General features: G+C 43.8%; 23 protein-coding genes. 11 read left to right on the top strand and 12 right to left on the bottom strand.

Annotated elements, in window-relative coordinates; translation table 11 throughout:
- Positions 1-284 precede the first annotated feature (284 nt).
- Both IQ457_RS09520 and IQ457_RS09515 read right to left on the bottom strand, forming a co-directional pair.
- Complete coding sequence (locus tag IQ457_RS09520; RefSeq protein WP_200662973.1) at positions 285-1,691, bottom strand: outer membrane protein transport protein; 1,407 nt, start codon at positions 1,689-1,691, stop codon at positions 285-287.
- 234 nt (positions 1,692-1,925) lie between these two features.
- Positions 1,926-2,207: a SlyX family protein gene (locus tag IQ457_RS09515; protein WP_200662972.1), complete on the bottom strand. Its 282-nt coding sequence runs from the start codon at positions 2,205-2,207 to the stop codon at positions 1,926-1,928.
- A gap of 202 nt (positions 2,208-2,409) precedes the next feature.
- Between IQ457_RS09515 and IQ457_RS09510 the strand changes: the two genes are divergently transcribed.
- The 6 genes from IQ457_RS09510 (at position 2,410) to IQ457_RS09485 (ending at position 8,711) form a co-directional block, all read left to right on the top strand.
- The gene (locus tag IQ457_RS09510; protein WP_200662971.1) at positions 2,410-4,359 is read left to right on the top strand and encodes an ATP-binding cassette domain-containing protein; all 1,950 of its coding nucleotides are present in this window, start codon (positions 2,410-2,412) and stop codon (positions 4,357-4,359) included.
- 447 nt (positions 4,360-4,806) lie between these two features.
- The gene (gene petA / locus IQ457_RS09505) at positions 4,807-5,391 is read left to right on the top strand and encodes a ubiquinol-cytochrome c reductase iron-sulfur subunit (protein WP_200662970.1); all 585 of its coding nucleotides are present in this window, start codon (positions 4,807-4,809) and stop codon (positions 5,389-5,391) included.
- 22 nt (positions 5,392-5,413) lie between these two features.
- Complete coding sequence (locus IQ457_RS09500) at positions 5,414-6,619, top strand: cytochrome b (protein WP_200662984.1); 1,206 nt, start codon at positions 5,414-5,416, stop codon at positions 6,617-6,619.
- Positions 6,619-7,332 carry a cytochrome c1 gene (locus IQ457_RS09495; RefSeq protein ID WP_200662969.1) on the top strand — a complete coding sequence of 238 codons (714 nt, stop codon included), beginning with the start codon at positions 6,619-6,621 and terminating at the stop codon, positions 7,330-7,332. The genes IQ457_RS09500 and IQ457_RS09495 overlap by 1 nt, the downstream gene beginning before the upstream one ends.
- A 193-nt stretch (positions 7,333-7,525) precedes the next feature.
- Positions 7,526-8,140, top strand: a complete 615-nt coding sequence (locus tag IQ457_RS09490; protein ID WP_200662968.1) for a glutathione S-transferase N-terminal domain-containing protein — start codon at positions 7,526-7,528, stop codon at positions 8,138-8,140.
- Between the two features lie 133 nt (positions 8,141-8,273).
- Positions 8,274-8,711: a ClpXP protease specificity-enhancing factor gene (locus IQ457_RS09485; RefSeq protein WP_144296473.1), complete on the top strand. Its 438-nt coding sequence runs from the start codon at positions 8,274-8,276 to the stop codon at positions 8,709-8,711.
- A gap of 148 nt (positions 8,712-8,859) precedes the next feature.
- Here the strand turns inward: IQ457_RS09485 and dcd are convergent, their stop codons facing one another.
- The 8 genes from dcd to IQ457_RS09445 all read right to left on the bottom strand — a co-directional run bounded on the left by dcd (position 8,860) and on the right by IQ457_RS09445 (position 16,533).
- Positions 8,860-9,435: a dCTP deaminase gene (gene dcd, locus IQ457_RS09480; RefSeq protein ID WP_102076576.1), complete on the bottom strand. Its 576-nt coding sequence runs from the start codon at positions 9,433-9,435 to the stop codon at positions 8,860-8,862.
- A gap of 162 nt (positions 9,436-9,597) precedes the next feature.
- The gene (locus tag IQ457_RS09475) at positions 9,598-10,701 is read right to left on the bottom strand and encodes a DUF2804 domain-containing protein (RefSeq protein ID WP_200662967.1); all 1,104 of its coding nucleotides are present in this window, start codon (positions 10,699-10,701) and stop codon (positions 9,598-9,600) included.
- Between the two features lie 26 nt (positions 10,702-10,727).
- Positions 10,728-11,066 (bottom strand): hypothetical protein, encoded by a 339-nt coding sequence (locus IQ457_RS09470; RefSeq protein WP_200662966.1) that lies wholly within the window; start codon positions 11,064-11,066, stop codon positions 10,728-10,730.
- A 175-nt stretch (positions 11,067-11,241) separates the two neighbouring features.
- Complete coding sequence (apbC, locus tag IQ457_RS09465) at positions 11,242-12,465, bottom strand: iron-sulfur cluster carrier protein ApbC (protein WP_200662965.1); 1,224 nt, start codon at positions 12,463-12,465, stop codon at positions 11,242-11,244.
- 260 nt (positions 12,466-12,725) lie between these two features.
- The gene (gene mgtE, locus IQ457_RS09460; RefSeq protein WP_200662964.1) at positions 12,726-14,078 is read right to left on the bottom strand and encodes a magnesium transporter; all 1,353 of its coding nucleotides are present in this window, start codon (positions 14,076-14,078) and stop codon (positions 12,726-12,728) included.
- A gap of 172 nt (positions 14,079-14,250) precedes the next feature.
- Positions 14,251-15,051: a 3-hydroxybutyrate dehydrogenase gene (locus IQ457_RS09455; RefSeq protein ID WP_200662963.1), complete on the bottom strand. Its 801-nt coding sequence runs from the start codon at positions 15,049-15,051 to the stop codon at positions 14,251-14,253.
- 67 nt (positions 15,052-15,118) lie between these two features.
- On the bottom strand, positions 15,119-15,748 hold the full coding sequence (locus IQ457_RS09450) for a CoA transferase subunit B (protein ID WP_200662962.1): 630 nt from the start codon (positions 15,746-15,748) through the stop codon (positions 15,119-15,121).
- Positions 15,749-15,816: 68 nt separating this feature from the next.
- Positions 15,817-16,533, bottom strand: a complete 717-nt coding sequence (locus tag IQ457_RS09445) for a CoA transferase subunit A (RefSeq protein ID WP_144296479.1) — start codon at positions 16,531-16,533, stop codon at positions 15,817-15,819.
- 406 nt (positions 16,534-16,939) lie between these two features.
- Between IQ457_RS09445 and metG the strand changes: the two genes are divergently transcribed.
- The 5 genes from metG to IQ457_RS09420 all read left to right on the top strand — a co-directional run bounded on the left by metG (position 16,940) and on the right by IQ457_RS09420 (position 23,674).
- Positions 16,940-19,057, top strand: a complete 2,118-nt coding sequence (metG, locus tag IQ457_RS09440) for a methionine--tRNA ligase (protein ID WP_200662961.1) — start codon at positions 16,940-16,942, stop codon at positions 19,055-19,057.
- 307 nt (positions 19,058-19,364) lie between these two features.
- On the top strand, positions 19,365-20,414 hold the full coding sequence (locus IQ457_RS09435; protein WP_144296582.1) for an ABC transporter substrate-binding protein: 1,050 nt from the start codon (positions 19,365-19,367) through the stop codon (positions 20,412-20,414).
- A 166-nt stretch (positions 20,415-20,580) separates the two neighbouring features.
- Positions 20,581-21,609 (top strand): ABC transporter substrate-binding protein, encoded by a 1,029-nt coding sequence (locus IQ457_RS09430; RefSeq protein ID WP_144296481.1) that lies wholly within the window; start codon positions 20,581-20,583, stop codon positions 21,607-21,609.
- Positions 21,610-21,948: 339 nt separating this feature from the next.
- The gene (locus IQ457_RS09425; protein WP_068404436.1) at positions 21,949-22,848 is read left to right on the top strand and encodes an ABC transporter permease; all 900 of its coding nucleotides are present in this window, start codon (positions 21,949-21,951) and stop codon (positions 22,846-22,848) included.
- A 31-nt stretch (positions 22,849-22,879) separates the two neighbouring features.
- Positions 22,880-23,674, top strand: a complete 795-nt coding sequence (locus tag IQ457_RS09420; RefSeq protein WP_144296483.1) for an ABC transporter ATP-binding protein — start codon at positions 22,880-22,882, stop codon at positions 23,672-23,674.
- A 73-nt stretch (positions 23,675-23,747) separates the two neighbouring features.
- Here IQ457_RS09420 and IQ457_RS09415 read toward each other — a convergent pair whose 3' ends face one another.
- The gene (locus tag IQ457_RS09415) at positions 23,748-24,404 is read right to left on the bottom strand and encodes a response regulator transcription factor (RefSeq protein WP_200662960.1); all 657 of its coding nucleotides are present in this window, start codon (positions 24,402-24,404) and stop codon (positions 23,748-23,750) included.
- 73 nt (positions 24,405-24,477) lie between these two features.
- On the bottom strand, positions 24,478-26,439 hold the full coding sequence (locus IQ457_RS09410; protein ID WP_200662959.1) for a PhnD/SsuA/transferrin family substrate-binding protein: 1,962 nt from the start codon (positions 26,437-26,439) through the stop codon (positions 24,478-24,480).
- Positions 26,440-26,578: the final 139 nt, after the last annotated feature.

The following is a 26,578-nucleotide window of genomic DNA, read 5'->3' as shown; positions in this document are numbered from 1 at the left end:
CGACGTCCTAAATGCATAGTAATGATTTTTTAACACTAAAACAATACTTAAAACACTTTATTTCTTGATAGTGACTCTTTAGTTCAGTTATTCGTGCCCAAACTTAGCAAATAAAAGTCAGTAAAAAATTTACGAATTAGATCTAATCGCCTATAAGTATATGCTTGCTTATAACCACTTCAGATGAGAACGCTTTCCAACTTTCAAAGCATAAAAAAACGACCCACTGAGGATCGTTTTTATTCTGACTCAAATAATCTGATTTAGATTAAAGACATAAATTCTTAGTTAAAATTTTGCTTAGCTTGGTAAGACAGTTTTACACCAAGAGCAAAACCATCGTTGTCTTCGAAGTCACTAACAATTACTTTACTAGGTATTTGACCTTCTGCATCACCGAACCATAAATACTTACCGCCAGCAGATACTGCCCAGTTTTCAGTGATATCATATTTACCACCTAAACCAACGCTATAGTAGCCTTCGATTGGACCGAGTGAAGTAACAGGGTTGCCTGCGCCACTATCCCAACCAACAGTACCGCTTACCGCAAACTTCGGTGCTAGACGTTTTGCAAGGCCTAACTCTACTTGCCATTGATCCTTATCGTAGCTTACCAATGCAAGACCTTTATCATCTTTTGTTGAAACCTTACTTACATCATTATATAACGAAGGTACGATAGCAAAATCGCTCCAAGGTACCCAGCGAACTTTGGCAGTTGCTAAAGTCGTTGAATTAATACCTGTTTGAAAGTCGAAGTTCACTGACTCTGGCGTATTGATTTCGATATCAGAATATCTGGTAGTCGATAGAGGTAAACCTACGGTAGCGCCTGCAGCGGTAGCTAAAGGAAAAGTCTCAAAAGCTTTTGCGTTATGCTTAATTTCCGAACGATAAGTCAAAGCAGCTTTTAAGGCAATTTCTGGCTTACTATAAGCCATACCAGCAAGCCAGCCATAGTCTTGGTCTTTACTAATATGGGTAGTGTAGCCTTTCGCTGAGCTGTATGCATCGCCACGCAATTTTACGTCTGCTCTTACACGTTGAGCAACTGGACCGCCGTACACTTGAAATTCTTTATTAGTACCAAACTTAGCGCCAAGAATACCAGTAATACTTTCTGTGCGTACTTCAACTTGTGTCGCTTCGCCTGCAACTGCTGCCAATCCTTTTGCAGCTTCTAAACCAATTAGCTGACCTTGTGCAGCCTTGAGTTCTTCAGCTGTCAAGCCACCTGGATTACCTGGAGCAAGAGCACCTTGCAATTGCGGTATTAATACAGAATCTACATAAGCTTCGGTTAGATTAGGATTTTTTGTAAAGTCTTGAATAATGGCATCTGCATCAGTGTTAGTGATAAAGTCGTTTTTACCAGTATAGTCGGCTGCAGCACCAAATGGTTCATCATATAAGATACCAAAACTAAAGGTGTCGTTGATATCCGTTTTTACACCATAACGGAAGAAGTCATAATCTTCTGCGATGTCATCAATTTTATTACCTGAAGAGTCTTTACCGCTAACATCAGCATCGATATAAGTGTAAACCGTTTCAGCATAGGTACCATCTTGCAAAAACGCCGTAATATCTTGACCTGAACGATCAAGACCTGCCGCACTAGCGATACTAGCTGCAGAAAGAGCAGCCAAAGCTACTGTTAGAGTCTTTAGATTGAAATTTGCGCCCATTGTGTATCTCCAAACATCCACATTGTTTTACCGCTACACCGAACTTTGTTAGGTAGGCAGTATCTAAGGTGAAGGATACTAATGTGTTTTTTACATGAAAACAACCGAAAAACACATTGTTTCTGCAATATGACTGAATAGTCAGCGAACCGTATATTTATGCCAAAAATTGCATATAAATATTCAATAAATACTATGCCATTATTTATTGTCTATATTGAGAATATCTTATTGTTAATAATGTGGTGGTCTATCCGCCATAACATCAAAAGGCGCTACACCGCCTTCCCTATCTTGGTTTTGCACTTGCTTATAGATAAACTGTAGTTGGCGCTGCAAGGTTTGGATGTCTCTATCTTGGCGCGTAATCACCTCATTAAGTCGCTCGACGGTAACTTCGAGATGAGAGAGGCTCATTTGCAATTCAATAACCTGCGCTTGTAAATCCGCTTGGCTATCTGCCAGCTGAGCTTGTTGATTAGGAGCGTTTTTTTCTATCGAATTTGGTTGATTCATATTTTTCTCAATAGTAGTTCTCAATAATAGATAGTATGGTTATTTTCTTTATTAAATCTCAGACCTAACCATTTAAAATAGACTTTATAAAATAGTGTTTATAAAGGCATTTACGCATACTACAGTTAGGTGGCAGCATGTTATACTGCTAGGAATTTTGCAACAACCCCTACCTCACTATTATATAAGCTTAAGATATTCTATGGCATTGATACATTTAAAAGATATTCACTTGGCCTTTGGCGTCGCTCCTATTCTCGATGGCATCGATTTTTCAATCAATGCAGGCGAGCGCGTTTGTTTGATTGGCCGTAATGGCGAAGGCAAATCTACCTTATTTAAACTGATTAATGGCTCATTGCAGCCTGACAGCGGCGAGATTATCAAAAATAGCAGCATGCGTGTTGCGATGTTAGAGCAAGACGTTCCGGAAACCAGCGGACGTATCTTGGACATCGTGATGGGCGGTAGCCGCCACACCGCTGATTTGCTGATTAACTATAATAAGCAAGTCGATATGTGTGCCAATGGCGATATGGACGCTTGCGAGCATATGGCAACCTTGCAACACGATATCGATGCGGTACATGGTTGGGATTTAGAGCGTGATGCGACCCGTCTAATTACGACTATGGGACTTGATCCTGAAGCTGACTTGTCTTCACTCTCTGGTGGTCGTAAACGTCGCGTGCTACTTGCGCGTGCATTAGTTACCAAGCCTGATGTGCTATTACTCGATGAGCCAACCAACCATTTAGACGTTGAAAGTATCGAATGGTTAGAGCGCTTTTTACTCGACTGGCAAGGTCTGACGTTATTGTTCGTGACGCACGATAGAGCATTTGTTAATAAGCTTGCTACCCGTATCGTTGAGCTTGATCGCGGTCAATTGACCAGCTATGACGTCACCCAAGGCGCTAAAGGGTATGCGCGTTATCAAGAATTAAAAGAGCAGCAGCTACTCGCTGAAGAAAAAAACAATGCTAATTTTGATAAAAAGTTAGCACAAGAAGAAGTTTGGATTCGCCAAGGTATCAAAGCGCGTCGTACCCGTAACGAAGGCCGTGTCCGTGAGCTAAAAGCCCTGCGCGAAGAGCGTAAAGGCCGCCGCGAGCAAGTCGGTAACGTCAATATCACCATGGGAGAAGGCGAGAAAAGCGGCAAGCTGGTTTGTAAAGTTAAGAGCCTGCATCTGGAATATGATGGCAACGTCTTGGTCGACAACTTTAGCACCATGATTATGCGCGGTGACAAAATCGGTATCGTCGGTCCCAACGGCGCGGGTAAAACCACGCTGATTAAAGCCCTACTCGATATGTCTGATGATGAAGTCACCAAGACCGGCAGCGTCACGCTTGGCACTAATTTAAAAATTGCCTTTTTCGATCAGCTGCGTGACCAGTTAGATCTAGAAGCCAGCGTGGCGCAAAACGTCTCTGAAGGTTCTGACTTCGTCGAAGTTGGCGGGCGCAAAACGCACATCATGAGCTATCTGCAAGATTTCTTATTTGCTCCAGAGCGTGCGCGTACGCCTGTTAAAGCATTATCAGGTGGTGAGCGTAATCGCGTACTACTTGCCAAGCAATTATTAAAGCCTGCCAATATTTTGGTACTCGATGAGCCAACCAACGACTTAGATATGGCCACCCTTGAGCTATTAGAAGAGTCGGTTGCCAGCTTCAACGGTACTATCTTGCTGATTAGCCATGACCGCTCATTTATGGACAACGTCGTTACCTCTACTTGGGTATTTGACACGGATGAAAACGGTAATGGCATCGTCAAAGAATATGTCGGCGGCTATCAAGAATACTTGGTACAAAAAAACCGTGAAGAAGAAGCGAGAGCTAAGAATGCTAAATCGTCTAACGATAATGCTGCTAGTAGCAAAGCTAACAATAAAACTACGGTCGCGGCAAAGTCTAATACCGCTGCGAAAAAGCTTAACTACAATGAACAGCGTGAACTCGATAATTTGCCAAAAGAAATCGCTGCATTGGAAGCTGAGCAAACGGAGCTGGAAGAAAAGTTGGCTGACGGTTCATGGTTTACGAAAGATATGGACGCCGCTACGGCTGCCAGTGAGCGTTTATTAGTCATCGAAGATGAGATGATGACTAAGCTTGAGCGCTGGCATACGCTCGAGAGTTGATATTGTCTAGAGCTATTTATCACCGCATAACCTTATATCGAAAGTGGTTAAGGGTTATAAATAGCTTACGACCACTTACAACCGTGTAATGTGCGGAAAGTTAGTGAACATTGTCTTGATTTCAAGTATCATTCCCTATTGCTGAATACCCTTATTAATTATAAGGTCATTATTCATAATAGTCTTGTTGATAAAAAAGCGTACTTTAAGGTAGGTTAAATATTGATAATTAAGCAGTTTTAGACCAATTATCTTGTTTAACACTGGAGTACGTTTTCTCAAGGCTGCTTTATTTTTAACACAATAATTTATTTTATGACCGAAATAGCTTAGAATAGCAACAATTAGCAAAATTAGGCACAGCTAACGTGGCTTGATAATTGTCATTTTCTAAGCCACAAACCCAGTGTGGGATAATCCCATTTCATTCACCTGGAGGAAGTATTAATGAGCCATGCCGAAGGCGTTAACGTACAACGTCGTAGAGTTCTTATTGCCTCGACTGCCGTCATTGGTGCAGCTGGGGTAGCTGCTGTGGCGACACCTTTTGTCCGTTCTTGGACGCCGAGCGCAAAAGCCGAGGCTGCAGGCGCTGCAGTGACCCAAGATATTGGTTCTATCGAAGCAGGACAGATGATTGTCGTCAAATATCGGGGCAAACCTATCTTTGTGGTAAAACGTACCGAAGACATGTTGAGCACGCTTGAGTCAGTTAAGCCATTACTATCTGACCCTAATTCAGAAGCATCGCTACAACCAGAGTATTGCCAAAACCCTGAGCGCTCTTTATCACCAGAGGTACTGGTGGTAGAAGGCGTCTGTACACATTTAGGCTGTGCACCAAACTACCGTCCTGATGTGGGCGCAGCTGATTTAGGCGGTAATGACTGGTACGGTGGATTTTTCTGCCCATGTCATGGCTCTAAATACGATTTATCGGGTCGTGTTTATAGTGGTGTCCCTGCACCGCTTAACTTACCAATCCCAGAGTACAGTATGGATGGTACTATCTTGACGATTGGGGAGGCTTAATATGAGCATGGGTAAAAAATTAATGCATTGGGTGGACGCGCGCTTTCCTGCGACTGAAACCTATGAATATCATATGTCAAAGTACTATGCACCAAAGAACTTTAACTTTTGGTACTTCTTTGGTGTGTTATCAATGGTGGTATTGGTCAACCAATTGGTGACTGGTATTTGGCTAACGATGATGTACAACCCAAGTGCCGAAGGGGCATTTGCGTCTGTTGAATATATCATGCGTGATGTCAAAGGTGGCTGGCTCATCCGTTATATGCACTCGACGGGCGCTTCTGCGTTCTTCGTCGTCGTATATTTGCATATGTTCCGTGCCTTGCTGTACGGTTCATACCAAAAACCGCGTGAGCTTATTTGGCTTATCGGTATGGGTATTTACCTAGCATTAATGGCAGAAGGTTTCTTCGGTTACCTACTCCCTTGGGGCAACATGTCATTCTGGGGTGCTCAGGTTATTCTAAACTTACCTGCGGCTCTACCTGTCATTGGTGACGGTCTTGCTGAATGGGTACGTGGTGACTATATCATCTCAGGTATTACCTTAAACCGCTTCTTTGCTTTGCATGTGGTTGCTATTCCACTTGTCCTTGTCGGCTTAGTGTTTATGCATTTAGTGGCGCTGCATCACGTTGGTTCGAACAACCCTGATGGCATTGATATTAAAAAGCTAAAAGATAAGAATGGCGTACCATTAGACGGTATCGAATTCCATCCGTACTATACTGTGCACGATATGGTTGGTATTGTTGTCTTCTTTATCTGTTTCTTTGCAGTCGTATTCTTCTTCCCAGAAGGCGGTGGTTTCTTCCTTGAGCCACCAAACTTTGAGACAGCGAACTCGCTGAAAACACCTGCGCATATTGCGCCAGTATGGTACTACACACCTTTTTATGCCATCTTACGAGCCGTTCCTGATAAGCTTGGTGGTGTTATTGCAATGGGCGGTGCGATTGCCTTCCTATTCTTGATCCCATGGCTAGATAGATCTCCTGTACGCTCTATACGCTATAAAGGTATTCTGTCAAAGATTGCGCTTACTGTCTTTGCTATCAGCTTTGTCGTATTAGGCTACTTGGGTGCAACACCTGCAACCCCAACGGCGACTATCATGTCACGTATATTCACAGTTCTATATTTCTTGTTCTTCTTATTGATGCCGTTTTACACTGCCATTGAGAAGTGTAAACAGCCACCAGAACGCGTTACCGGAGGTCACTAATGAGCACGCTAATTAAATCCCTAGCTGGTCTAGGCTTAGGCGCGGCATTAACCTTGACTGCTGGTAGCGCACTGGCAGCAGGCGGTGGCTGCGGTACTTTTACCAATGCCGACGGCGTGGTAGAAAATTTGGCTTGTAGCACCGCCCCTATTGATTTTACCAATAAGGGTTCGCTACAAAACGGTGCGAAAATATTTATGAACTACTGCGCTGGGTGTCACTCAGCAAAGTATGTTCGTCATTCGCGCATTGCTAAAGATTTAGAGATACCGCCTGAGCTGGTTGAAAAGTATTTGATGGTCACCACCGATCAAATCGGTGATCATATCAATGCTGAAATCGATCCTGAAGTACAAGCATCATGGTTTGGTGCTGCACCTCCGGACTTGTCACTTGAAACAAGACTACGCGGTGATGACTGGGTTTATACGTATTTGCTATCGTTCTATGAAGATCCAAGCCGTCCTTGGGGCGCTAACAACTTAGTTCTAGCAAACGCTGCTATGCCGCACGTGTTGCATAACATGCAAGAAGAGCTTAGTGCTGAAGAGTTTGAATCTGAAGTTGGTGACTTGGTCAACTTTATGGCGTGGATGGCAGAACCTGCCCGTCATGACCGTCAAGTGATTGGCTTCTTTGTGATTTTATTCTTGTTAGTACTGCTCATTCCAGTTTACTTATTGAACAAAGAGTTTTGGAAAGACGTAAAATAATAAAGCAATAAAGATCCAAAGTTAATCTAAAAAATAAGCACTACTTCGGTAGTGCTTTTTTATGTCTGCATAAATGGTTAATTATAAAATCTTCTGTTAACGATCGCCTCATGGGCAATGTTTACGTACACTACCTTGATAAACGCGGCGACATTGTTTACGATAATAGGCTTTATTAATACATTAGGCTTCCATGATTGATGCGAATGACATTCCAAGTAGTCAGCTGATTTTATACGCTGACGATGGCTACAATAGCCATGTGGTCCGCCTATTGCTTGAAGAAAAAAAGCTTGCCTATTATTTATCGCGGCTACATTCTGAGCGTCCGGAAGACTTGACCGAGCTCAATCCTTATCACACTTTGCCTGTTTTGCAACAGCGTGAGATTGCGCTATATGAGATTAACGTTATCTTCGAATACCTTGAGGAGCGTTATCATGCCAATAAACTACTGCCAGACACGCCGCAAGAGCGCGCCCAGTTTCGCCAATTGGCTTGGCGTATACAACATGATTGGTTGGTGCTCGGCAAACGATTGCTGTTGCATCCGGACAGTTTTAACAAAGCGCAAGCAGCCTTGGCGAAAAAGCAGCTAAGCGACTCCTTGATTACTTTGTCGCCTTTATTCGCTCATAAGCCTTACTTTATGGCCGACGAGTTTGGTTGGTGCGACGTGCTATTAGCCCCGCTGTTATGGCGATTGGAAGAGATGGGTATTGAGCTACCGTGTGCTATCAGCCGCCCTCTATTCGACTATCAAAAACGGGTCTTTGAACGTGACAGCTTTCAAAAAAGCGTGCGTTAATTAGACAACCGCTGATGACTCCCCTAAAATAGACTCTGATATAGAATAGCGATATAGTGAATGATTTTTCTATAACCACGACTTTATCGCAAACGAGATAGTATTTAATAATAATGCATAAGGAAACCGAAAAATGAGCGAAGAAACCACCTCTATTACCCCAACACGTCCCTATATGGTGCGCGCGCTATATCAATGGATAGAGGACAATGCGCTCACCCCATACCTGATGGTAGATGCTACTGCTGACAATGTACAAGTCCCTAAAGAGCATGTCCAAGACGGACGTATCGTGCTCAACATTGCTAGCCGCGCAACCGGTAATATGAGCATGGAAAATGATTATATTCATTTTAGTGCGCGCTTCGGCGGTGTCTCGCAAGAGATTTGGGTACCATTGACGGCGGTAATGGGGATTTATGCCAAAGAAAATTCGCAAGGGATGTTTTTTGATCCCAATGAATATGATGATTATGTCCCTGAAGAAGATGCAGCGACTACCTTTAAGAAAAGTGCCGCTGCCCCGAAACCTAAGCGCGATAATAAAGCCGGGTTAAAAGTTTTAAAATAATTGCGTTAAAAAATCGATTTTGAAATAGCCAAAAGAGTCAGCCATAAAAAAGCCAGTCATATTCAAGATGCTGGCTTTTTTTCTTGTTAGCCCAAAATACTAACAGACTAAAAAACACTTAATCTCTTGGCGTTTAAGTGCTTGATGATTAGGTTCTTGGCAGCGTCACACCGCGCTGACCTTGGTATTTACCGCCACGGTCTTTATAACTGGTCTCACAAACGTCATCGGCATCACTTTGAAAAAATAGCATTTGTGCCACGCCCTCGCCCGCATAAATACGCGCAGGCAAGTTGGTGGTATTACTAAACTCTAACGTCACATGCCCTTCCCACTCAGGCTCAAGTGGTGTGACGTTGACGATGATACCGCAGCGTGCATAGGTCGATTTACCAAGACAAATTGTCAGCACATCACGCGGAATACGAAAATACTCCATCGTGCGCGCCAAAGCAAACGAATTTGGCGGAATGATACACTCGTCACCGATGACGTCAATGAAGCTTTTTTCATCAAAGTTTTTTGGGTCTACAATCACTGAATGCACGTTGGTAAAGACTTTGAACTCAGGCGCACAGCGTACGTCATAGCCGTAACTTGAGGTACCATAACTGACCAAACGCTCGCCGGCATCATTAAAACGTACTTGACCTGGCTCGTATGGTTCAATCATGCCATGTTCTTCGGCCATTTTACGAATCCAGCGGTCAGACTTGATAGACATTGTTGTTCCTTAAAAAATTTTCAATAGCCAATTTTTAATAGCCATTGCGATAATAGATTTTTGGTAGCGACGATTATACGGAATTGACGGCGCAATTTATAGAGCGGCAACGACTTTAAAATTAAACCTGCTATTTATAAATGCATAATAGGCGCTCATCAGTTACCATTTAGCAAAATGATCTTCCGCTAAGCCCATTACCTTATCAAGCTTAATCACCTCATCTGCTAGCCGTATCTCACCACTATAAAAACCCAGCCATTGCTCAAAGATACTAGCGAGCACACCAAAGTTATCGGTCTTTTTATAAACAGTAATCGGCGTAAAGGTTAAATCAATATCAACCTTACTCCAGCCGAGGTTCTGATGATAAATACGCCAAGTATGCTGCGCAGCTGCATCCAAATCTTGACGTATAAACATCACAGGCGGCAAATACACTATCTGCCCATCAAGCCAGCAGGCATTTTCACTGGCGCCGGTTTCATTGACGCCCATCGATAAGTTTAAGGTGAAATGACGGCCATCGGGCAAGTAGCTATTAATACAAGTCCAAAACCAATTGGTCTTGTGGCGCATATAGCCAAGCGTCCAATCTAGGTTGGCTATAGTGGTGGCGCTAAAATCGATTTTTTTGGACTGAGTATCCAGAGCTTTAGTATTAAATTTTGAATTATCTTTAATAAGTAGATGTCCAGATATTGCTGTCAGCGGCTCTTTTTGGGTAAAGGTCCAACCTCGCCTACCTGTCGGTGTACAGATAGCTAGTGGCTGTGATTGTCTTACTAAGGTTGTATTGAGTGCAAGGTTTTGACTATCTAGCACAACGTTAATCTGGGAAGGCGTAAAATCCAATGTTACGGTCAGCTTGTCATGAGTAAATGCCATTTGACCCTGATAACAATCGCCTCCTAATAAGGTCTGCCAAGTCAAAGGTTGCAAGGCTTCGCAAACTTCTAGCTCACTAGTTTCATCATTATAGAGATACACGAAGGCGCTGGTCGCAAGCTTAATCGTCGCTAGTGCTAGGCAAAATCGATAAGGCGGCTCGATAATTTGGATAAAACAAAATTGGTTGGCTTTTAATTCTTTGCGCCAGTTTGGCAGTGCTTTTTGCGAGATAAGATGACTGTGATAGTCAAGATAGTTGATGCGCTTAACGTTAGCAAAAACGCCAAAGTTAGGTTGACCGTTTTGAATAAGCTGGTCAATCTCAACTGCTTTCAAGTGATTAGTGATAGGTTGATGATTATTATTTTGCTTCATGGTTAAGGCATCCTAGCCAAAATTCATTACGAGACTACCTGTCCTTGGTAGCTAACCATGCTGCTGACGATTCTTCTCTTCGCTTGTCCTGAAGCAGCCCAAACGGCTTCTCTAATAGCTTTAATCTCTATCATCGTCAAACCATCTATAAGTTCTTCTGTCACATTGACTACTGCAAAAGAACTTATGCCAAACGGATGCCTAGAAAACTTAAGCAATAAATCAGTCATAGCTTGTACTGCTTGTAAAAAATCAGCAATCACCATTCGGCGATTGCTAAAAGCCGCATTAACCTGATGGCGTTTGCTACTGCCATCTTTATAGTAGCAAACAGAGCTTACTTGATTATTCGACAGCTCAATCACGTATATCGGCGGACGAAATAGCTTTAGGAGCTGATATTACTTGGGGATATTGTCTAAATGACGTTGATAAATGGATAGACTCACGATACTTCCCTTTTGAAATTCAAAATCACTTAGATTTTAATGTTTTATATGCTTAGGCTATTTTACTAACTTTAGAAGCCATTAAAAACTATTAGAAAATCCGCTTATCATCGACAGGTTTGGCAAATTTATTGATATTGGCTTCGATATTTTTCGCAATACTTAGATAATACGGCGCAAATTCATCATCGACCAACACGCTCGGCTCACCTTTATCCACTTGGGCGCGAATACCACTAGCAAGTTGCAACTGACCCAATAGTGGCACATGGTATTGCTCAGCGATTTTTTCGCCGCCACCCGTACCAAAAATCGCTTCGGTATGGTTACAGTTGCTACAGGTATGCAGCGCCATATTTTCAACCACGCCAAGTACTGGAATATTGGTTTTATTAAACATCTCGATGCCCTTTTGCGCATCAAGTAAGGCGATATGCTGCGGCGTCGTCACAATCACCGCGCCCGTCACCGGAATGCGCTGCGCCAATGTCAGCTGAATATCGCCAGTACCAGGCGGCATATCGATGACTAAGTAATCGAGCTGCGGCCAATTGGTTTGATTATAGAGCTGCATTAAGGCGCCAGTGGCTTTTGGTCCGCGCCACGCCACAGGCGTATTGTCGCTATCGAGCAAACTACCAATCGATAGCATTGCCAAACCATGCGCTTCAATAGGTACAAACTGTTCGTTTTCCAGCTCAGGTTTGACTTTGTCCACGCCCAGCATCGTCGGCATACTTGGTCCGTAAATATCAGCGTCTAGCACGCCAACCCGATTGCCTGACTTCTGTAATGCTAAGGCGATATTAACGGTAGTGGTTGATTTACCAACGCCGCCTTTACCCGAAGCGACGACGATAATATGGCGGATACGTGGATGCGCCGTTAAGGATGCTTGTGTCGGCGCTGCTTTCGTAATCGGCGGTTCGGACTGATTGCTACTATTTGTATTTGCAGAAGGTTTGGCCTGCTTTTCCATCGCGTTAGTGGTTTTTGGCATGGCTTTTGGTAGGCTTGACCCCGCGCCTTTTGCAGGTGCTGGCAGGCGCACATTCATATGAATCACTCTGATGCCATGCGGATGCAGTAGGTTGCCAAGCTCTTGCTGAATGGTCTCAGGATCGCTATCTTGCGGCAGACGCAAATCCAAAGTCAGCTCATCGCCATCGCGCTCTAGACCTGTGACCATAGTCGCAAGACTGCTATTACCTAAATGGTAATTGAATAAAACCTGATCAACGGCGCTATCACGAGCCGCTTGTTGCTGCGGAGATTCGGATTTCGAAGATGCTCTTTTTTTTATAAAATTAAACATAGCTACCTCTACTACCTATATCGATGGTTAAATTTGGCAAAAACGATGAATCTTTTTAAACAATAGCTGTTTGAAATTGTTTAAAAGAACTCTTAGCTAAAACTTTAGCCCATAAAACTTTTGCCAAATGCTTTTATATAGATACAGTGTAGCTTAATGGGCGCTATAAAAAAACCACACTGTCAGTAGGTATGAGGGTCAAAATTGGTGTTATTTTTTTATTTAAGCGGTCTTATGTACATGACCGTTTATTAAACAAACTAACCAATCGGTAAAAATTTAGAAGCGATGAATAAATAAATCAGCACGCCCGACGCATCACTGATTGAAGTAATCAAAGGCGCACTGGCGGTTGCAGGGTCAAAACCGAGTTTATTGAGTATAAAAGGCAGACTCATACCAATGACACTACCAATCATAACGACGCACAGCATACTTAGCGCCAGAACCAAAGAGACGGTCGCGTCACCGCGCACATAGCCGATAAGGGCAATGGCAACGGCCATTGTCGCACCGAGTAGCAGTGCAACTAAGGCTTCGCGGCCAAGTAGCGAAAACCAATCACGCATCACCACATCACCCGTTGCTAAAGCACGTACCATTAAAGTCGCTGATTGCGAGCCGGCGTTACCGCCACTATCAACCAGTAAAGGCAAGAAAAATACCAATACTAAGTTTGCCGCAATGACGTCTTCGAAGTTAGCGATACTTAGCCCCGACAGCAAGTTGCCAAATACTAAAAACACCAGCCAAAAAACCCGCTTACGATAGAGAACGGTAATACTGACGTCTTTTAAGCGCCCGACCATGGTTGAGACACCGCCTGATTTATGAAAGTCATCGGTGGCTTCATCGCTTGCCACGTCCATCGCATCATCATGGGTGACGATACCAACCAACGCCCCACTGGCATCGGTAATGGGTAGGGAAATTAAGTCATAACGGGCAACAGTTTTCGCAACGTCCTCTTGATCATCGTTGACATCAGAAGAGATGACCGAGCTGACCATGATGTCTTTAATCAGCTGCTCAGGCGATGATAAAATAAGCACCCTTAATGACACCACGCCCAATAGCTTACGCGCGTCATCAATCACATAAGCGTGATAAATAGTTTCGGCATCAGGCGCTTCTAAACGTAGCGCATCCAAGGCTTCGGCGACAGTCATCTCAGCCCCTAACGTCGCATAATCGGAGCTCATCAAGGCACCAGCCGTGCCTTCTTCATAAGCGGATAGACGACGAATATCCTCACGCTTTGCCTGCGCTAAGGCAGGTAATAGCACGTCGCGTTGGTCTTGACTTAAGCGCTTATACAAATCAGTTCGTTCATCAGATGGCATCTCGCCGACTATCTTGGCTAAAATAGCGCGTGGAAAGACATAAGCGAGTGCCACTTGACTATCAGGATCCAAATAAGCAAATATCGTCGAGCGATTGGGTAAATGCGCAAGGAGCTGCCAAGCGAGTTTGGGTTCAATTAATGCCAATAAATCGGCTATATCGATAGGACGCAGATCTTGAATCTCTTCGATCGCTTGCTCATACTGCTGCTGCTCGATAGCACGGCTTATTTTTTTGGCATAGGTCAACGCCAAGTCTTTATTATTCATCGCTTTTACTCCGTGCAGCGCAAAATGGGGCAACAGACGCTCATAAAAAAGAGCCAATATTATTGGCTCAAATTAACATAAAATCAAATGCTAAAGGATTGGGGTTTTATTAGCAAGCGAATGATGCTTAGACCAAGCAAACAGCCCGTAAAACTATCCATTGACCACAGCGTTAATTCATAAACCAACCATGACTGGCAACGATAGACTGCCCAGTAAATACATTACTTGGAAAAGCCGCTAAGAATAATGCCAATTGAGCGATATCATCAACCGTGGTAAATTCTTTATCAACGGTATTGACCAACATAATGTCATTTACCACAGATTCTTCACTGATGCCTTTTTCAACCGCTTGTTGCGGGATTTGTTTCTCGACTAATAGTGTTTTGACAAAACCGGGACAAATGACATGTGCGCGTACATTATGTTCAGCGCCTTCTTTTGCCAACACCCGGCACAGTCCAAGCAGTCCATGCTTGGCAGTTACATACGGTGCTTTAAATAATGACGCTTCATGCGAGTGCACCGAGCCCATATAAATGACCGTACCGCCTTTGTCAGCCTTATACATATGCTGCACAGCCGCTTTAGTCGTTAAAAATGCCCCATCTAAATGAATAGCGAGCATTTTCTTCCAATCAGCAAACGCCATTTTATGAATCGGGTCAATGATTTGAATACCCGCATTTGATACAAGAATATCAATACCACCAAAGGTATCCACTAATTGCTGTACGCCAGAATTTACGGCACCCTCTGAGGTCACATCCATGGCGATCGCTAACGCACGTCCGCCAGCGGCTTCGATAGCATCGACCGTTTGCTGTGCGGCTGCCAGATTAATATCAGCAATACCAACGGCAGCGCCTGCTTTAGCATAGGTTTCAGCGATATCACGGCCAATGCCGCTTGCAGCGCCAGTGACTAATGCCACTTTGCCGATCAAATCTTGTTGTAATGTGGTCGCCATATTTTATAGTCCATTATTAAATAGGTTGTTTGGATGCCTGTATTACCCGCTTATTTATTAAACTGGCTTATTGGGTAATGCTCACTGGCGTTTTTTCTTGTAACTCCTCCAAACTTACGCCTTCTGCCAGCTCAACCAGTTTTAGCCCATGATCAGTGACGTCTAATACGGCAAGCTCGGTAATGATACGGTCGACCACGCCTTTACCTGTCAAAGGCAATTCACACTCGGCAAGAATTTTTGGCTCGCCATGCTTATTGACTTGCTCCATCAGTACAATCACGCGCTGCACGCCAGCAACTAAGTCCATCGCGCCGCCCATGCCTTTGACCATTTTTTTCGGAATCATCCAATTAGCCAAATCGCCTTTTTCGGATACTTCCATCGCGCCCAAGATGGCAAGATTGACATGACCACCGCGAATCATCGCAAACGATTCTGAACTACTAAAATAGCTGGCACCCGGTTCGGTGGTGACGGTTTGCTTACCTGCATTAATCAAATCCGCATCGACATTTTCTGCCGTTGGAAACTCACCGATACCGAGTAAACCGTTTTCAGACTGAAGCCAAACATCGACGCCCTCAGGGATATAGTTGGCGACTAGGGTCGGTAAACCAATACCTAAATTAACATAATAGCCGTCTTTTAATTCTTGAGCGGCACGCTGTGCCATCTGCTCTCTTGTCCATGCCATGATAATTTCCTTATTTTTTACAAAGCCTATTGTTATTTTTTCATTAAAACTATTAAATAATCTTTCATTTAAGCGCTTGTAGTGGCTGCTTTGGTAGTAGTTTTTTCAATACGTTTTTCGGGATTATCATTTAAGACAATACGTTGGACAAAAATACCCGGCAGATGAATCTCATCGGGGTTTAGCTGCCCAATCTCTACGATTTCCTCGACTTCCACAACTGTAACTTTACCCGCCATCGCACAATCTGGATTAAAGTTACGCGCCGTTTTATTAAAAATTAAGTTGCCGGCTTTGTCAGCCTTTTGTGCTTTAATTAGTGCCACATCTGCCCGCAAAGTATGCTCAAGTACATAGGTGCGACCATCAAACTCGCGCGTTTCCTTGCCTTCAGCTACTTGTGTGCCAACGCCAGTTGCGGTATAAAACGCTGGAATACCAGCGCCGCCTGAACGCAGTTTTTCCGCTAACGTTCCCTGCGGCGTTAGCTCAACCTCTAGCTCGCCTGACAGATATTGGCGCTCAAACTCTTTATTTTCACCGACATACGATGAAATCATTTTTTTGATTTGGCGCGTTTGTAATAGTAAGCCTAAACCAAAATCATCGACACCGGCGTTATTACTGATACAGGTTAAATCCTTGACCCCGCTATCACGCAGCGCTTCAATCAGCGCTTCAGGAATACCGCACAGTCCAAACCCTCCAATAGCGAGAGTTTGCCCGTCACTGACGATACCTTTTAACGCCTCTGCTGCGCTACTGTATACTTTTGATTGACTCATGCTCATCTCCTTGCAAGTCACATTATTTTTTATATAGGTAATGTCTCATCGTTTATATAAGACAATACATTATGTATCGATATAACTAAATTACACTCTCTTTGCTAACTTAGCATATTATTATCCTAGCGACCAGATAACAATCTTAAAATACTTATATGCTAAATCCTTGAGTAACTGCGTAGCTGCCTGCGTGATTAAGCATCGATTTAATTACCAAGGTAATATCACAAAATCGGCCGAATTACGGTATCATAGGCGCACTTTTTTAATTCTTCTCTTTTTTAGAGTTATTGGACGTTTTAAGTGTTAATAATTTAGCATTGATAATACGGTGCTGACTCCTCATAAAGTGCTCGAGACGTTTGAAAATCAACCCGTTTTTATAAAAATATAGGTGACAAAAGTGCGTGAGATTCTAGTAACCAGTGCTCTTCCTTATGCCAATGGCTATATCCATTTGGGGCATCTTGTAGAATATATTCAGACCGACATTTGGGTACGTGCGATGAAAGCACAAGGCCATCAGGTCACCTATGTCTGCGCTGATGATGCACACGGTACGGCGATTATGCTCAAAGCAGAAGCCAATGGCGTCACCCCAGAAGAGCAAATCGCCTCGGTAAAAGCCTCACATGAAGCCGATTTTGCCAAATTTTTGATTGACTTTGATAATTATCACAGCACCCATTCAGAAGAAAACAAGCATTTCTCTGAGTTGATTTATCGTCGCCTTAATAGCGCCGGACATATCAGTACAAAGGACGTCAAACAGCTTTTTGACCCTGAAAAGCAGCTGTTTTTAGCCGATCGTTTTGTCAAAGGAGAGTGTCCTGAATGCGGCGCGCTTGACCAATATGGCGATAACTGTGAAGCGTGCGGTACCACTTATGATGCGACCGACCTTATCAATCCGCATTCAACGCTATCTAATGCGACGCCCGTGCTTAAAACTTCTAAGCATTATTTCTTTGATTTGCCTGAGTTTGAGCAATTCTTAAAAGATTGGACGCGCAGCGAAAATCGCTTGCAAGTCTCCGTCGCCAATAAACTGCAAGAATGGTTTGACGCGGGTCTGACCAGCTGGGATATCTCGCGTGATGCGCCGTATTTTGGTTTTCAAATTCCAGATACCCCAAGCGATGAGCCAGAAAAATACTTTTATGTCTGGCTAGATGCGCCAGTCGGATATATGGCAAGCTTTAAAAACCTATGTGATAAGCGTGAAGATACAGAGCAAGCACTTGATTTTGACCGTTATTGGATGCAAGAAAACGAGCATAAAACCGAGGTGTATCATTTTATCGGTAAAGACATCGTTTATTTCCATGCGCTATTTTGGCCAGCGATGCTTGCCGGTAGTGAGTTCCGTACGCCGACTGGTGTCTTTGCCCACGGTTTCTTGATGGTCAATGGCGAAAAAATGAGTAAGTCACGCGGCACCTTTATCAAGGCCGAAACTTACGCGGAACACTTACATCCTGAATACTTGCGTTATTATTTCGCCAGCAAACTGTCTGACAAAGTTGAGGATATCAACCTTGATTTAGAAGACTTTATGCAAAAGGTCAACTCTGACTTGGTGGGTAAAGTGGTCAATATCGCTAGTCGCAGTGCCGGTTTTATCGTGAAGAAATACGACGGTATGCTGTCAGAGGTTTGCGTAGAAACAGAATTACTAGAAAATATTACCAAAACCGGTGATGAAATTGCCGCCGCTTACGAAAACCGCGAATTCTCGCGTGCGATGCGCTTAATCATGCAATGTGCTGATAAAGCCAATGAATATATCGATGAGAAAAAACCTTGGTCACTTGCCAAGATCGAGGGCACTGAGCAAGAAGTGCAAGACGTCTGCTCGGTGGCGATTAATATCTTCCGTCAACTCATGGTTTATCTGGCGCCAGTATTGCCTGAGCTGACGGCCAATGCTAAAGCGTTCTTAAACATTGATGACTTAAGCTTTGCTAGCCGAAATCAATGGCTTCTTGGTCATAAAATCAATAAATTTAAACCTTTGATGCAGCGTATCGAAGAAAAAGACGTTGCGGCAATGGTTGAAGATTCAAAAGCTTCATTGGCACAAGCAGACGCTCCTACTGCTAGCAGCAATAATAATTCAGATAATAAAACAGCAGTAGTAAACACCCAGCCAGTACCAGCAGCTAATACTGACAGTGAAGCTGGGCAAGCGGACTATATTGGTATTGAAGACTTTGCCAAAGTTGAGATGAAAGTGGCGCACGTCTTAGCCTGTAATTATGTCGAAGGTGCGGATAAGCTTTTACAATTTACCTTGGACGTTGGCGAAGACAAACCGCGTAATGTCTTTAGCGGTATCCGTAAGTTTTATGAACCTGAGCAATTACTGGATAAAAAGGTGATTTGCGTCACCAATCTTGCGCCGCGTAAGATGAAATTTGGCATCTCAGAAGGTATGGTATTATCGACTGGCAACCCGAAAACACAGCTAACGGTGGTTACTTTACCGGACAACTGCGTGATTGGTGATGTGTTGGCTTAACTGCGGTTGTACTTATATAATAAAAAAGATGCTTTCGTGGCATCTTTTTTTGCCCAAAATTCATTGGTGACAAAATAAAAAGAGCATGGGCAAAAAATAAAAATATAGACAAAAATCCATCTTTACTAACCTTTATAAAATGAATGACAAATGCGTTTTATTTTCTTATTGCCATAAGTTACATTACTGTCATAATATGGACGTAATCATCAAGGGATTGATTACCTTTATGTTCGCCCGTTATCTCATCATGCACATAATATTGACTCGGGTAACCTGCACTCTTTAACCTATGAGCCAAAATAAAATGACCTTTGCCACTACTTTACGCCTTAGCCTGTGCGGCGCTGCTATTAGCGCGGCGCTTGGTTTAACCGCTTGCTCTAATAATGCGACCGACCCTGCCGTCAACGCTGATGATAGCGCGAATAACGACAAGCCTGCCAAAACCTTGGCCATCACGCAAATTGTCGAGCATCCTTCTTTAGATGAGATGCGCCGCGGTATTATTGATGAGCTGGCGGACAACGGCTACGCAGAAGGGCAAAACCTAACCGTTAATTTTCAAAGTGCGCAAGGGAATACCGCAACGGCTGGGCAAATTGCCAAACAGTTCGCCGGTGACAATCCAGATGCTATCGTTGCCATCTCAACACCTTCTGCGCAATCGGTAGTTGCTTCGACAAAAACTGTTCCGGTTATTTATACCGCCATTTCAGACCCTGTGGCAGCCAAGCTAATTGACGAAAATGACGTGCCTATCCAAACCAATGTGACTGGTTTGTCGAGCGAATTACCTATTGAACCGCAGTTAGACAATATTCAAAAAATTGTCCCTAATGTGAAAACCATTGGTTATGTTTATAGCCCAGGCGAAGCCAATTCCGTAGTGGTTCTTAAACAACTGGAAAAAGCAGCACCAGCACGCGGGCTTAAGATATTGGGCGTTACTGCCAATCGCCCTACCGACGTTGCAATGGCGACTCGTAGTCTGGCAGGCAAGGTAGAGGTTATTTATACCTCATTGGATAACAACGTGGTTTCGGCCTTTGAAGCAATGGCAAATGCGGCTAATGAACTTGATATCCCAGTTATTGCCTCAGATGAATTTAGCGTCAGACGCGGTGCGACGGCGGCACTTGGTGTCAATGATTATGACTTTGGCCGTACTACAGGCAAAATGGTGTACCGGGTATTAAACGGTGAAGCGACCAAAGATATCGCACCGCAAGTGATGAATACCTTAACACTATACGTCAGCCCAAAACACGCCGCGGAACAAGGTACTAGCCTATCGGCAGACTTACTTAAAAACGCCATCAATGTCGACAAAGAAGCACAAAAGGCCAGTAAATAGTCACTAATAAATAGTTGCGTCTCAATAGTAAAGAATAAATGGACGGTAATTAATAATCAGCTATACAACGGATTACACAATCAGCTAGGATAATGGCTGGCAGCGCTACCCTTTTTTATCTTTTATATAATGTACGGACACATTATTATTTTCAGGAGTCAGACCCATGTTGTATCAAAATCGTTTTGCCAAGGCTTTATTATGGGGCGGTGTTTGCACCGCTATCTTGACCGGCTGTAACCAGCCAGCACAAGATGCCAACACCACTGACGGCGCTACAACGGGCGGCGATAGCAAAGCTGCCATGAAAACGGTCGCTATTACCGCCATCGTTGAACATCCAGCACTCGATGATGTGCGTAAAGGCGTTATCGACGAGTTAAGTGACGCCGGCTTTAAAGAAGGCGAAAATTTAACCATCAACTTCCAAAGTGCCCAAGGTAATACCGCCACTGCCGGTCAGATTGCCAAGCAATTCGTCGCTGATGCACCAGATGTCATCGTAGCGATTGCCACGCCATCGGCTCAGTCTGTAGCCGCTTCTACCAGCAGCATTCCTATGGTGTTCTCAGCGGTCACCGACCCTGTTGCAGCAAAACTGGTACCGAAACTTGATGGCTCTGGCACCAACGTTACTGGCGCCTCTGATGCCCTTCCTTATGCCCCGCAAATCGATTTGATGCGTCAAATTATTCCAAGTCTAAAAAACGTCGGTTATGTCTATAGCCCAGGTGAGGTGAACTCAACCATCGTTTTAAAAGCGCTAAAAGAGAATCTGACCCCGCTTGGTATTAACGTTCACGAAGCGCCTGCGCAGCGTAGTAACGATATTGCGATGGCCGCTCGTAGCCTTGAAGGTAAAGTCGATATGATTTATACCTCAACGGATAATAACGTGGTTTCAGCATACGAATCACTGTACCAAATCGCTAAAGAAAGTAAGATTCCACTAATTGCCTCTGATACCAGTTCGGTTGAGCGCGGTGCCGTTGCAGCCTTAGGGGTAAACTATTACGATTTGGGCCGCGAGACTGGTAAAATCGTTACGCGTATCTTAAACGGTGAAAAAGCAGGCGAAATCCCTGTTTATACGCCGCAATCGCTTGATTTACATGTCAGTCCAAAGAATGCGCAAGCCGAAGGCATCACGCTACCACAAGCCGTTATCGATAAAGCAAAAGTAGTGTTAGAATAACTGCCGCTTTTAACTCTAATTTAAACGGTAGTTTTTATCAATTATCGTCTAGGTTAATTGGATATGGCTATTTTGATATGGCTATATAGGTAGCGCAGACAAACCCAGCTCTCAGTCAGTAGGCTGGGCTTGTTTTTTCAAGGCTTTAAATAAGCAAGACTTAGGGTTATTAATAGTAATTATAAGTTTTGCTTGACCCTAACTGCAGATACCCCTATCTGTTAAATTCACCGCTTAGTCGTTTAAGCAAAGTTGGCTGATTGATAGCGCGATATGTCGCCTATCTCAATTATCTCGCCATCATTTATTAAACGCTGGGTTATGACTTACTGATCTCTTATGTCTTTAATTGCTTTTTTTGGTGCGCTTGAAAGTGGTCTGATTTATGGCCTAGTGGCGCTCGGCGTCCTTATCTCATTTCGTACCCTCGACTTTCCGGATTTGACCGCTGACGGTAGTTTTCCGTTGGGCGGCGCTGTCGCGGGTATTTCTATCATCGCTGGTGTGAATCCTTGGCTGGCTTGTGCCTTTGGTATGCTAGCGGGGTCAGTTGCGGGTATCGTCACCGCATGGCTACACGTTAAACTGGGTATTTTACAGCTGCTTGCCAGTATCCTTGTGATGGTTGCTTTATACTCTGTCAACCTACGGATTATGGGTGCGCCAAACTTACCATTATTAGGTGAAACGACAGTATTTAGCACCTTGGTCAGTGATGGCAATGGTTACTGGATGCGCTGCCTTATTATTGGTGTCGTCGTGCTATTAGCCATGTTGTTTTTAAACTGGTTTTATAGTACCGAAACGGGTTTATCGATGCGGGCAACTGGCTCAAACCTACGTATGGCACAGGCGCAAGGTATCAACACCTCATGGATGACCATCATTGGTATGGCAATCTCTAACGGCTTGATTGCTTTAGCAGGCGCACTATTTGTGCAGACGCAAGGTGGCGCTGATATCTCCATCGGTATCGGGACGATTGTCATTGGTTTGGCAGCGGTCATCATCGGTGAAACCATAATTCCAGCTAAGCGAATTTGGCTGATTACCTTTGCGGTGGTCGTTGGTGCGGTGCTTTATAAGCTCTTTATTCAGGTGGCTCTATCAAGCAGTACATTACGTAGTATTGGATTTGGTCCACAAGATTTAAACTTGATTACCGCGCTACTCGTGGTATTGGCCTTAGTCTTACCAAAAGCTAAAAATAAATTTTTAAGTCGTAAAGTTCGGGCTTAATGTCAATGTGCAACCATAAGGAATCATAATTATGATGCAAGCTACAGATTTGCGGTTGACCTTTAATCCTGGAACGCCCATTGAAAACCCTGCCCTACGCGGTATCAATTTAAATATCGCCGATGGTGAATTTGTCACCGTCATCGGTACCAATGGCGCAGGCAAATCGACCTTTTTAAATGCGGTCAGTGGCACCACGCGCGTCGATAGCGGTTCGATCTTGTTAAATGGTATTGATGTCACCAAAAAGACCGCGCACCAACGTGCCCATTGGGTCGCTCGCGTTTTCCAAGACCCAATGGCGGGAACTTGTGAGGCGCTAACCATCGAAGAAAACATGGCGCTTGCCTATAAGCGCGGCGGCAAACGTGGTTTGAACTTTGCGCTTAATCAAAATAACCGTGACTTATTTCGTGAGAAATTATCAGTATTAAAGTTGGGTCTAGAAAATCGTCTGACCGACCGTATGGGACTGTTATCCGGTGGTCAACGTCAAGCCGTTAGTCTGCTGATGGCCTCATTGCAGCCGTCTAAGATTCTACTACTTGATGAGCATACGGCGGCCCTTGACCCTAAAACGGCGGCGTTTGTTTTAGAATTGACTGATAAAATCGTTACTGACAATCAGCTGACAACGATGATGGTCACGCACTCAATGCAGCAGGCTCTAGCTCATGGTACGCGTACTGTGATGCTTCATCAAGGTCAGGTGGTATTAGACGTATCTGGCGATATCCGTAAAGGCATGAACGTGCATGATTTACTGGATATGTTTGAGCAGACACGCGGTGAAAAGGTCGAAGATGACAGTTTGATATTAAGCTAACTCATTTCGCAAAATATTTTGAATTTAAAAATAAAACGCCTTCTCATTAGGCGTTTTTTTATGGCTGTTTTATTTATTGAGAATCAAGCATGACCAACTTTTGAATCAGCTCACTAACATGCTGTGCTTGCATTTTCTTCATCACCTGTGAGCGATGTACCTCTACCGTACGTATCGAGATATCTAAAGGGTCGGCGATATTTTTATTCAGATTGCCTTGCATCAACTCATGAGCGACCTGTTTTTCTTTCTCGGTTAGCTGCGCATAGAGTTTTTTGATCCCATAAAGCTGAGCACGCTTGAGTGTTAATACTTGCGCACGCTCAAGCGCTTCTTGGAGACGGTGACTATTAATCGGTTTCTCTAAATAATCGGCGGCGCCTAGTTTGAGCATGTTAACCGCATCAGCAATCTCACCTTGACCAGTTAATGCAATAAGCGCAATGGGGCTTTCATGTTGATTAAGCTGCGCTTGTAGTGCTTGACCGCTCATTGCTGGCATCATTAAATCACTGACGATCACCGCGGGATAATAGATATCAACTTGCTGCAAAAAAGTCAGGGCACTTGACCACACTTGGGTCGGCAATCCTAAGCTGCTAATTAAAAAATTACAGGAATTACGCACGCTTTCTTCATCGTCGATGATATGAACCAGTAGAAGTTCATTATTGCTATTAATTGGCGTTTGCCATTCTGAGTGCTTAACTGAATTATGCTGAGCATTCATACGCAACCTTATGATTAAGTGTATTTGCAGATTTTATAAATACTTGGATTTACATAGCTCTGTTTTTATTATCTTATCTCTCAACATCATCTGCCAAATGCAGCGGCAGATAAAAAGACACTTGCGCACCTACCCTGTTTACTAATGGATGAGTATTTTCCGTTTTTATCAAGCGCACTTTACCATTTAACGACCGCTTTAAGCGTTGCTGATAACCGCCTAACGCTTGAATAGTATTAAGCTCCTGCTGCACTTCGATATTGCCAAGCTGCATCATACCGCCAAGCGGCTTGCATAGACGCTGACATATCATCAGCCCCAAGCCTAAACCATTTTCTTTGGTCGATTTGGTGGCGTATTTATTAGTCAGACGCTGTTGTGATTGACCCTCAACTAACTGCTGATTACCCTCTAACGGCTTATGGTCAAGCAACTGCGCTTCATCAAAACCGCCTGCATCATCGGTTATATGCAATACGATATAAGATTTACCATTATAATCTTTTGCCTGACAACGTAACATTATCTGTGTCGCCCCTTGCTGCTCGGCATTTTGCTGTAACGCACTTTCTGTTGCTTGTTTGTCTATTGCTTGCTTTTCTAGCACATGCAAACGATTTACCGAGTTTTTATCCACATCTGTACTTTCTTGAACGCGCCGACTCATTTGATTGCTTTGGCTGCGAATCAATAAGCCTGGCGCATAATTTTGAATGGTCGCCAGCGGCTGATTGATTTCATGGGCGATTGAACCACTCATCTCACCGATGACATCGAAGCGTTCAGATTGACGTAGCTGAAGGTCATAATCACGAATCAGTTGATTTTGCAGAATGATTTTTTGCCGTCGTCGCCATGCCAACCAGCTCATCCACGCATAATTCACCGTCGATATCAGTACAATTAAAACGATAACTGCCATCCACAATCGATGCGCCTTTACCCAATCGACCATATGCGCGCCCAGCTGCTTTTGTGCCGGATGACGATTCATATCATAAAGGATACGTTCAGCATCGCTACTCGATTCGGCTGGTAGCCAGCGCTGTCCTATCCCTAACGACTCTTGCTCTGGTTGACTCTTTCCAAATTCACTCAAACCAAATAAATTTTGATTGATTTGCCGAATCAAGGCAGCAAGTGCTTGCTCGGTCGCCGCCAATGTCCAATTGGGATATATCTTTGTTGAAGACTGACAGCTAGAAGCGGTCGCCACAGGGTGAATAAGTCGGTATTGTTTTTTATTAATCTTTCCTTGCTGCGCCATCTCTTCCATGAGGCAAAGCGGCACAATCGCTGCATCTACACTGCCACTCGCCAATGCATGTAATGTGCGCTCAATAGGATAGCCTACAAACTGGGTCTGATAACGGTTGGACGGTACCCCGTTTTGTTGTAATAAATGCGCGACCAGCAGATAACCGCCGAAAGCCTCACTATCGACGGCGGCAATTTTACACTGCTGCAAATCTTGCAACTGATAAATACCGCTGTCCGCCTTTACCCAAAGTGCACTGGCGACCGCTTCCATGGCGCTGGGTTCTTTTAACTGCCTGTCTTGAGACAGTTTATTAAATTCATTGGCTAGATTAACCGTTGTAGAAAGCGGCTTATCAGCGCTTTTATTAAAACTTTTTTTATGAAAGTTTTTACCCTGGTTATCATCAGGTATATCCAATTGAGCGGTCTCTGTATCAGCTTGCAAGGTCGCAAGCCAGCGCCAATGGGTGGTATTCATTTTAATCAGTTGAACTTGTGGTCCAAGCACTAGGGCAAACTGCTGCGCTTCGATTTCCTGCTGCCAATTTTCTAACGCTAGCGGCACCAAAACCACAGTGTCTTCTCGGAGTTGCTCATTAAGCTGATTGAGCCAAGGTTGCCAGCGTTCTTGTGCAGCCGTTTCCCCTTGCGGTGCCAGCACGCCTAAATAGTAGGTTTGTGCATTGGCGCTACCCAGCATCAACCAAACAAAGAACGCTACCACGATAATAAAATAAGCGTTCAAGCTAGCCCAGACTTTAGACTTTTTAACCATAAACCTAGCCTTACAGTTGAGCTATCAAACAGCCATTATAAATGAAAACCATAATTATAATGTGGTTTTCCACAATATCACAATGTTACCCTCCACTTTATACTAGATAACCCCAGTTCGGGATAAGCCACATTGTAAC

Origin of the sequence: Psychrobacter sp. M9-54-1 (genome assembly GCF_016613355.1) — a bacterium.
In the GTDB taxonomy this organism is placed as follows: domain Bacteria; phylum Pseudomonadota; class Gammaproteobacteria; order Pseudomonadales; family Moraxellaceae; genus Psychrobacter; species Psychrobacter faecalis.
Note: the sequence above shows the minus strand (reverse complement) of the source record. Positions and strands in the feature narration are given on the sequence as shown.

Coding starts and splice junctions, on each gene's coding strand:
- dcd (WP_102076576.1), bottom strand. CDS start 9,435: ATGTCTATCAAGTCTGACCGCTGGATTCGTAAAATGGCCGAAGAACAT.
- IQ457_RS09415 (WP_200662960.1), bottom strand. CDS start 24,404: ATGAATGCTCAGCATAATTCAGTTAAGCACTCAGAATGGCAAACGCCA.
- IQ457_RS09455 (WP_200662963.1), bottom strand. CDS start 15,051: ATGGCGACCACATTACAACAAGATTTGATCGGCAAAGTGGCATTAGTC.
- IQ457_RS09425 (WP_068404436.1), top strand. CDS start 21,949: ATGTCTTTAATTGCTTTTTTTGGTGCGCTTGAAAGTGGTCTGATTTAT.
- IQ457_RS09500 (WP_200662984.1), top strand. CDS start 5,414: ATGCATTGGGTGGACGCGCGCTTTCCTGCGACTGAAACCTATGAATAT.
- IQ457_RS09495 (WP_200662969.1), top strand. CDS start 6,619: ATGAGCACGCTAATTAAATCCCTAGCTGGTCTAGGCTTAGGCGCGGCA.
- mgtE (WP_200662964.1), bottom strand. CDS start 14,078: ATGAATAATAAAGACTTGGCGTTGACCTATGCCAAAAAAATAAGCCGT.
- IQ457_RS09445 (WP_144296479.1), bottom strand. CDS start 16,533: ATGAGTCAATCAAAAGTATACAGTAGCGCAGCAGAGGCGTTAAAAGGT.
- IQ457_RS09510 (WP_200662971.1), top strand. CDS start 2,410: ATGGCATTGATACATTTAAAAGATATTCACTTGGCCTTTGGCGTCGCT.
- IQ457_RS09435 (WP_144296582.1), top strand. CDS start 19,365: ATGACCTTTGCCACTACTTTACGCCTTAGCCTGTGCGGCGCTGCTATT.
- IQ457_RS09475 (WP_200662967.1), bottom strand. CDS start 10,701: ATGAAGCAAAATAATAATCATCAACCTATCACTAATCACTTGAAAGCA.
- IQ457_RS09520 (WP_200662973.1), bottom strand. CDS start 1,691: ATGGGCGCAAATTTCAATCTAAAGACTCTAACAGTAGCTTTGGCTGCT.
- IQ457_RS09515 (WP_200662972.1), bottom strand. CDS start 2,207: ATGAATCAACCAAATTCGATAGAAAAAAACGCTCCTAATCAACAAGCT.
- IQ457_RS09410 (WP_200662959.1), bottom strand. CDS start 26,439: ATGGTTAAAAAGTCTAAAGTCTGGGCTAGCTTGAACGCTTATTTTATT.
- IQ457_RS09430 (WP_144296481.1), top strand. CDS start 20,581: ATGTTGTATCAAAATCGTTTTGCCAAGGCTTTATTATGGGGCGGTGTT.
- IQ457_RS09450 (WP_200662962.1), bottom strand. CDS start 15,748: ATGGCATGGACAAGAGAGCAGATGGCACAGCGTGCCGCTCAAGAATTA.
- IQ457_RS09420 (WP_144296483.1), top strand. CDS start 22,880: ATGATGCAAGCTACAGATTTGCGGTTGACCTTTAATCCTGGAACGCCC.
- apbC (WP_200662965.1), bottom strand. CDS start 12,465: ATGTTTAATTTTATAAAAAAAAGAGCATCTTCGAAATCCGAATCTCCG.
- IQ457_RS09490 (WP_200662968.1), top strand. CDS start 7,526: ATGATTGATGCGAATGACATTCCAAGTAGTCAGCTGATTTTATACGCT.
- IQ457_RS09485 (WP_144296473.1), top strand. CDS start 8,274: ATGAGCGAAGAAACCACCTCTATTACCCCAACACGTCCCTATATGGTG.
- petA (WP_200662970.1), top strand. CDS start 4,807: ATGAGCCATGCCGAAGGCGTTAACGTACAACGTCGTAGAGTTCTTATT.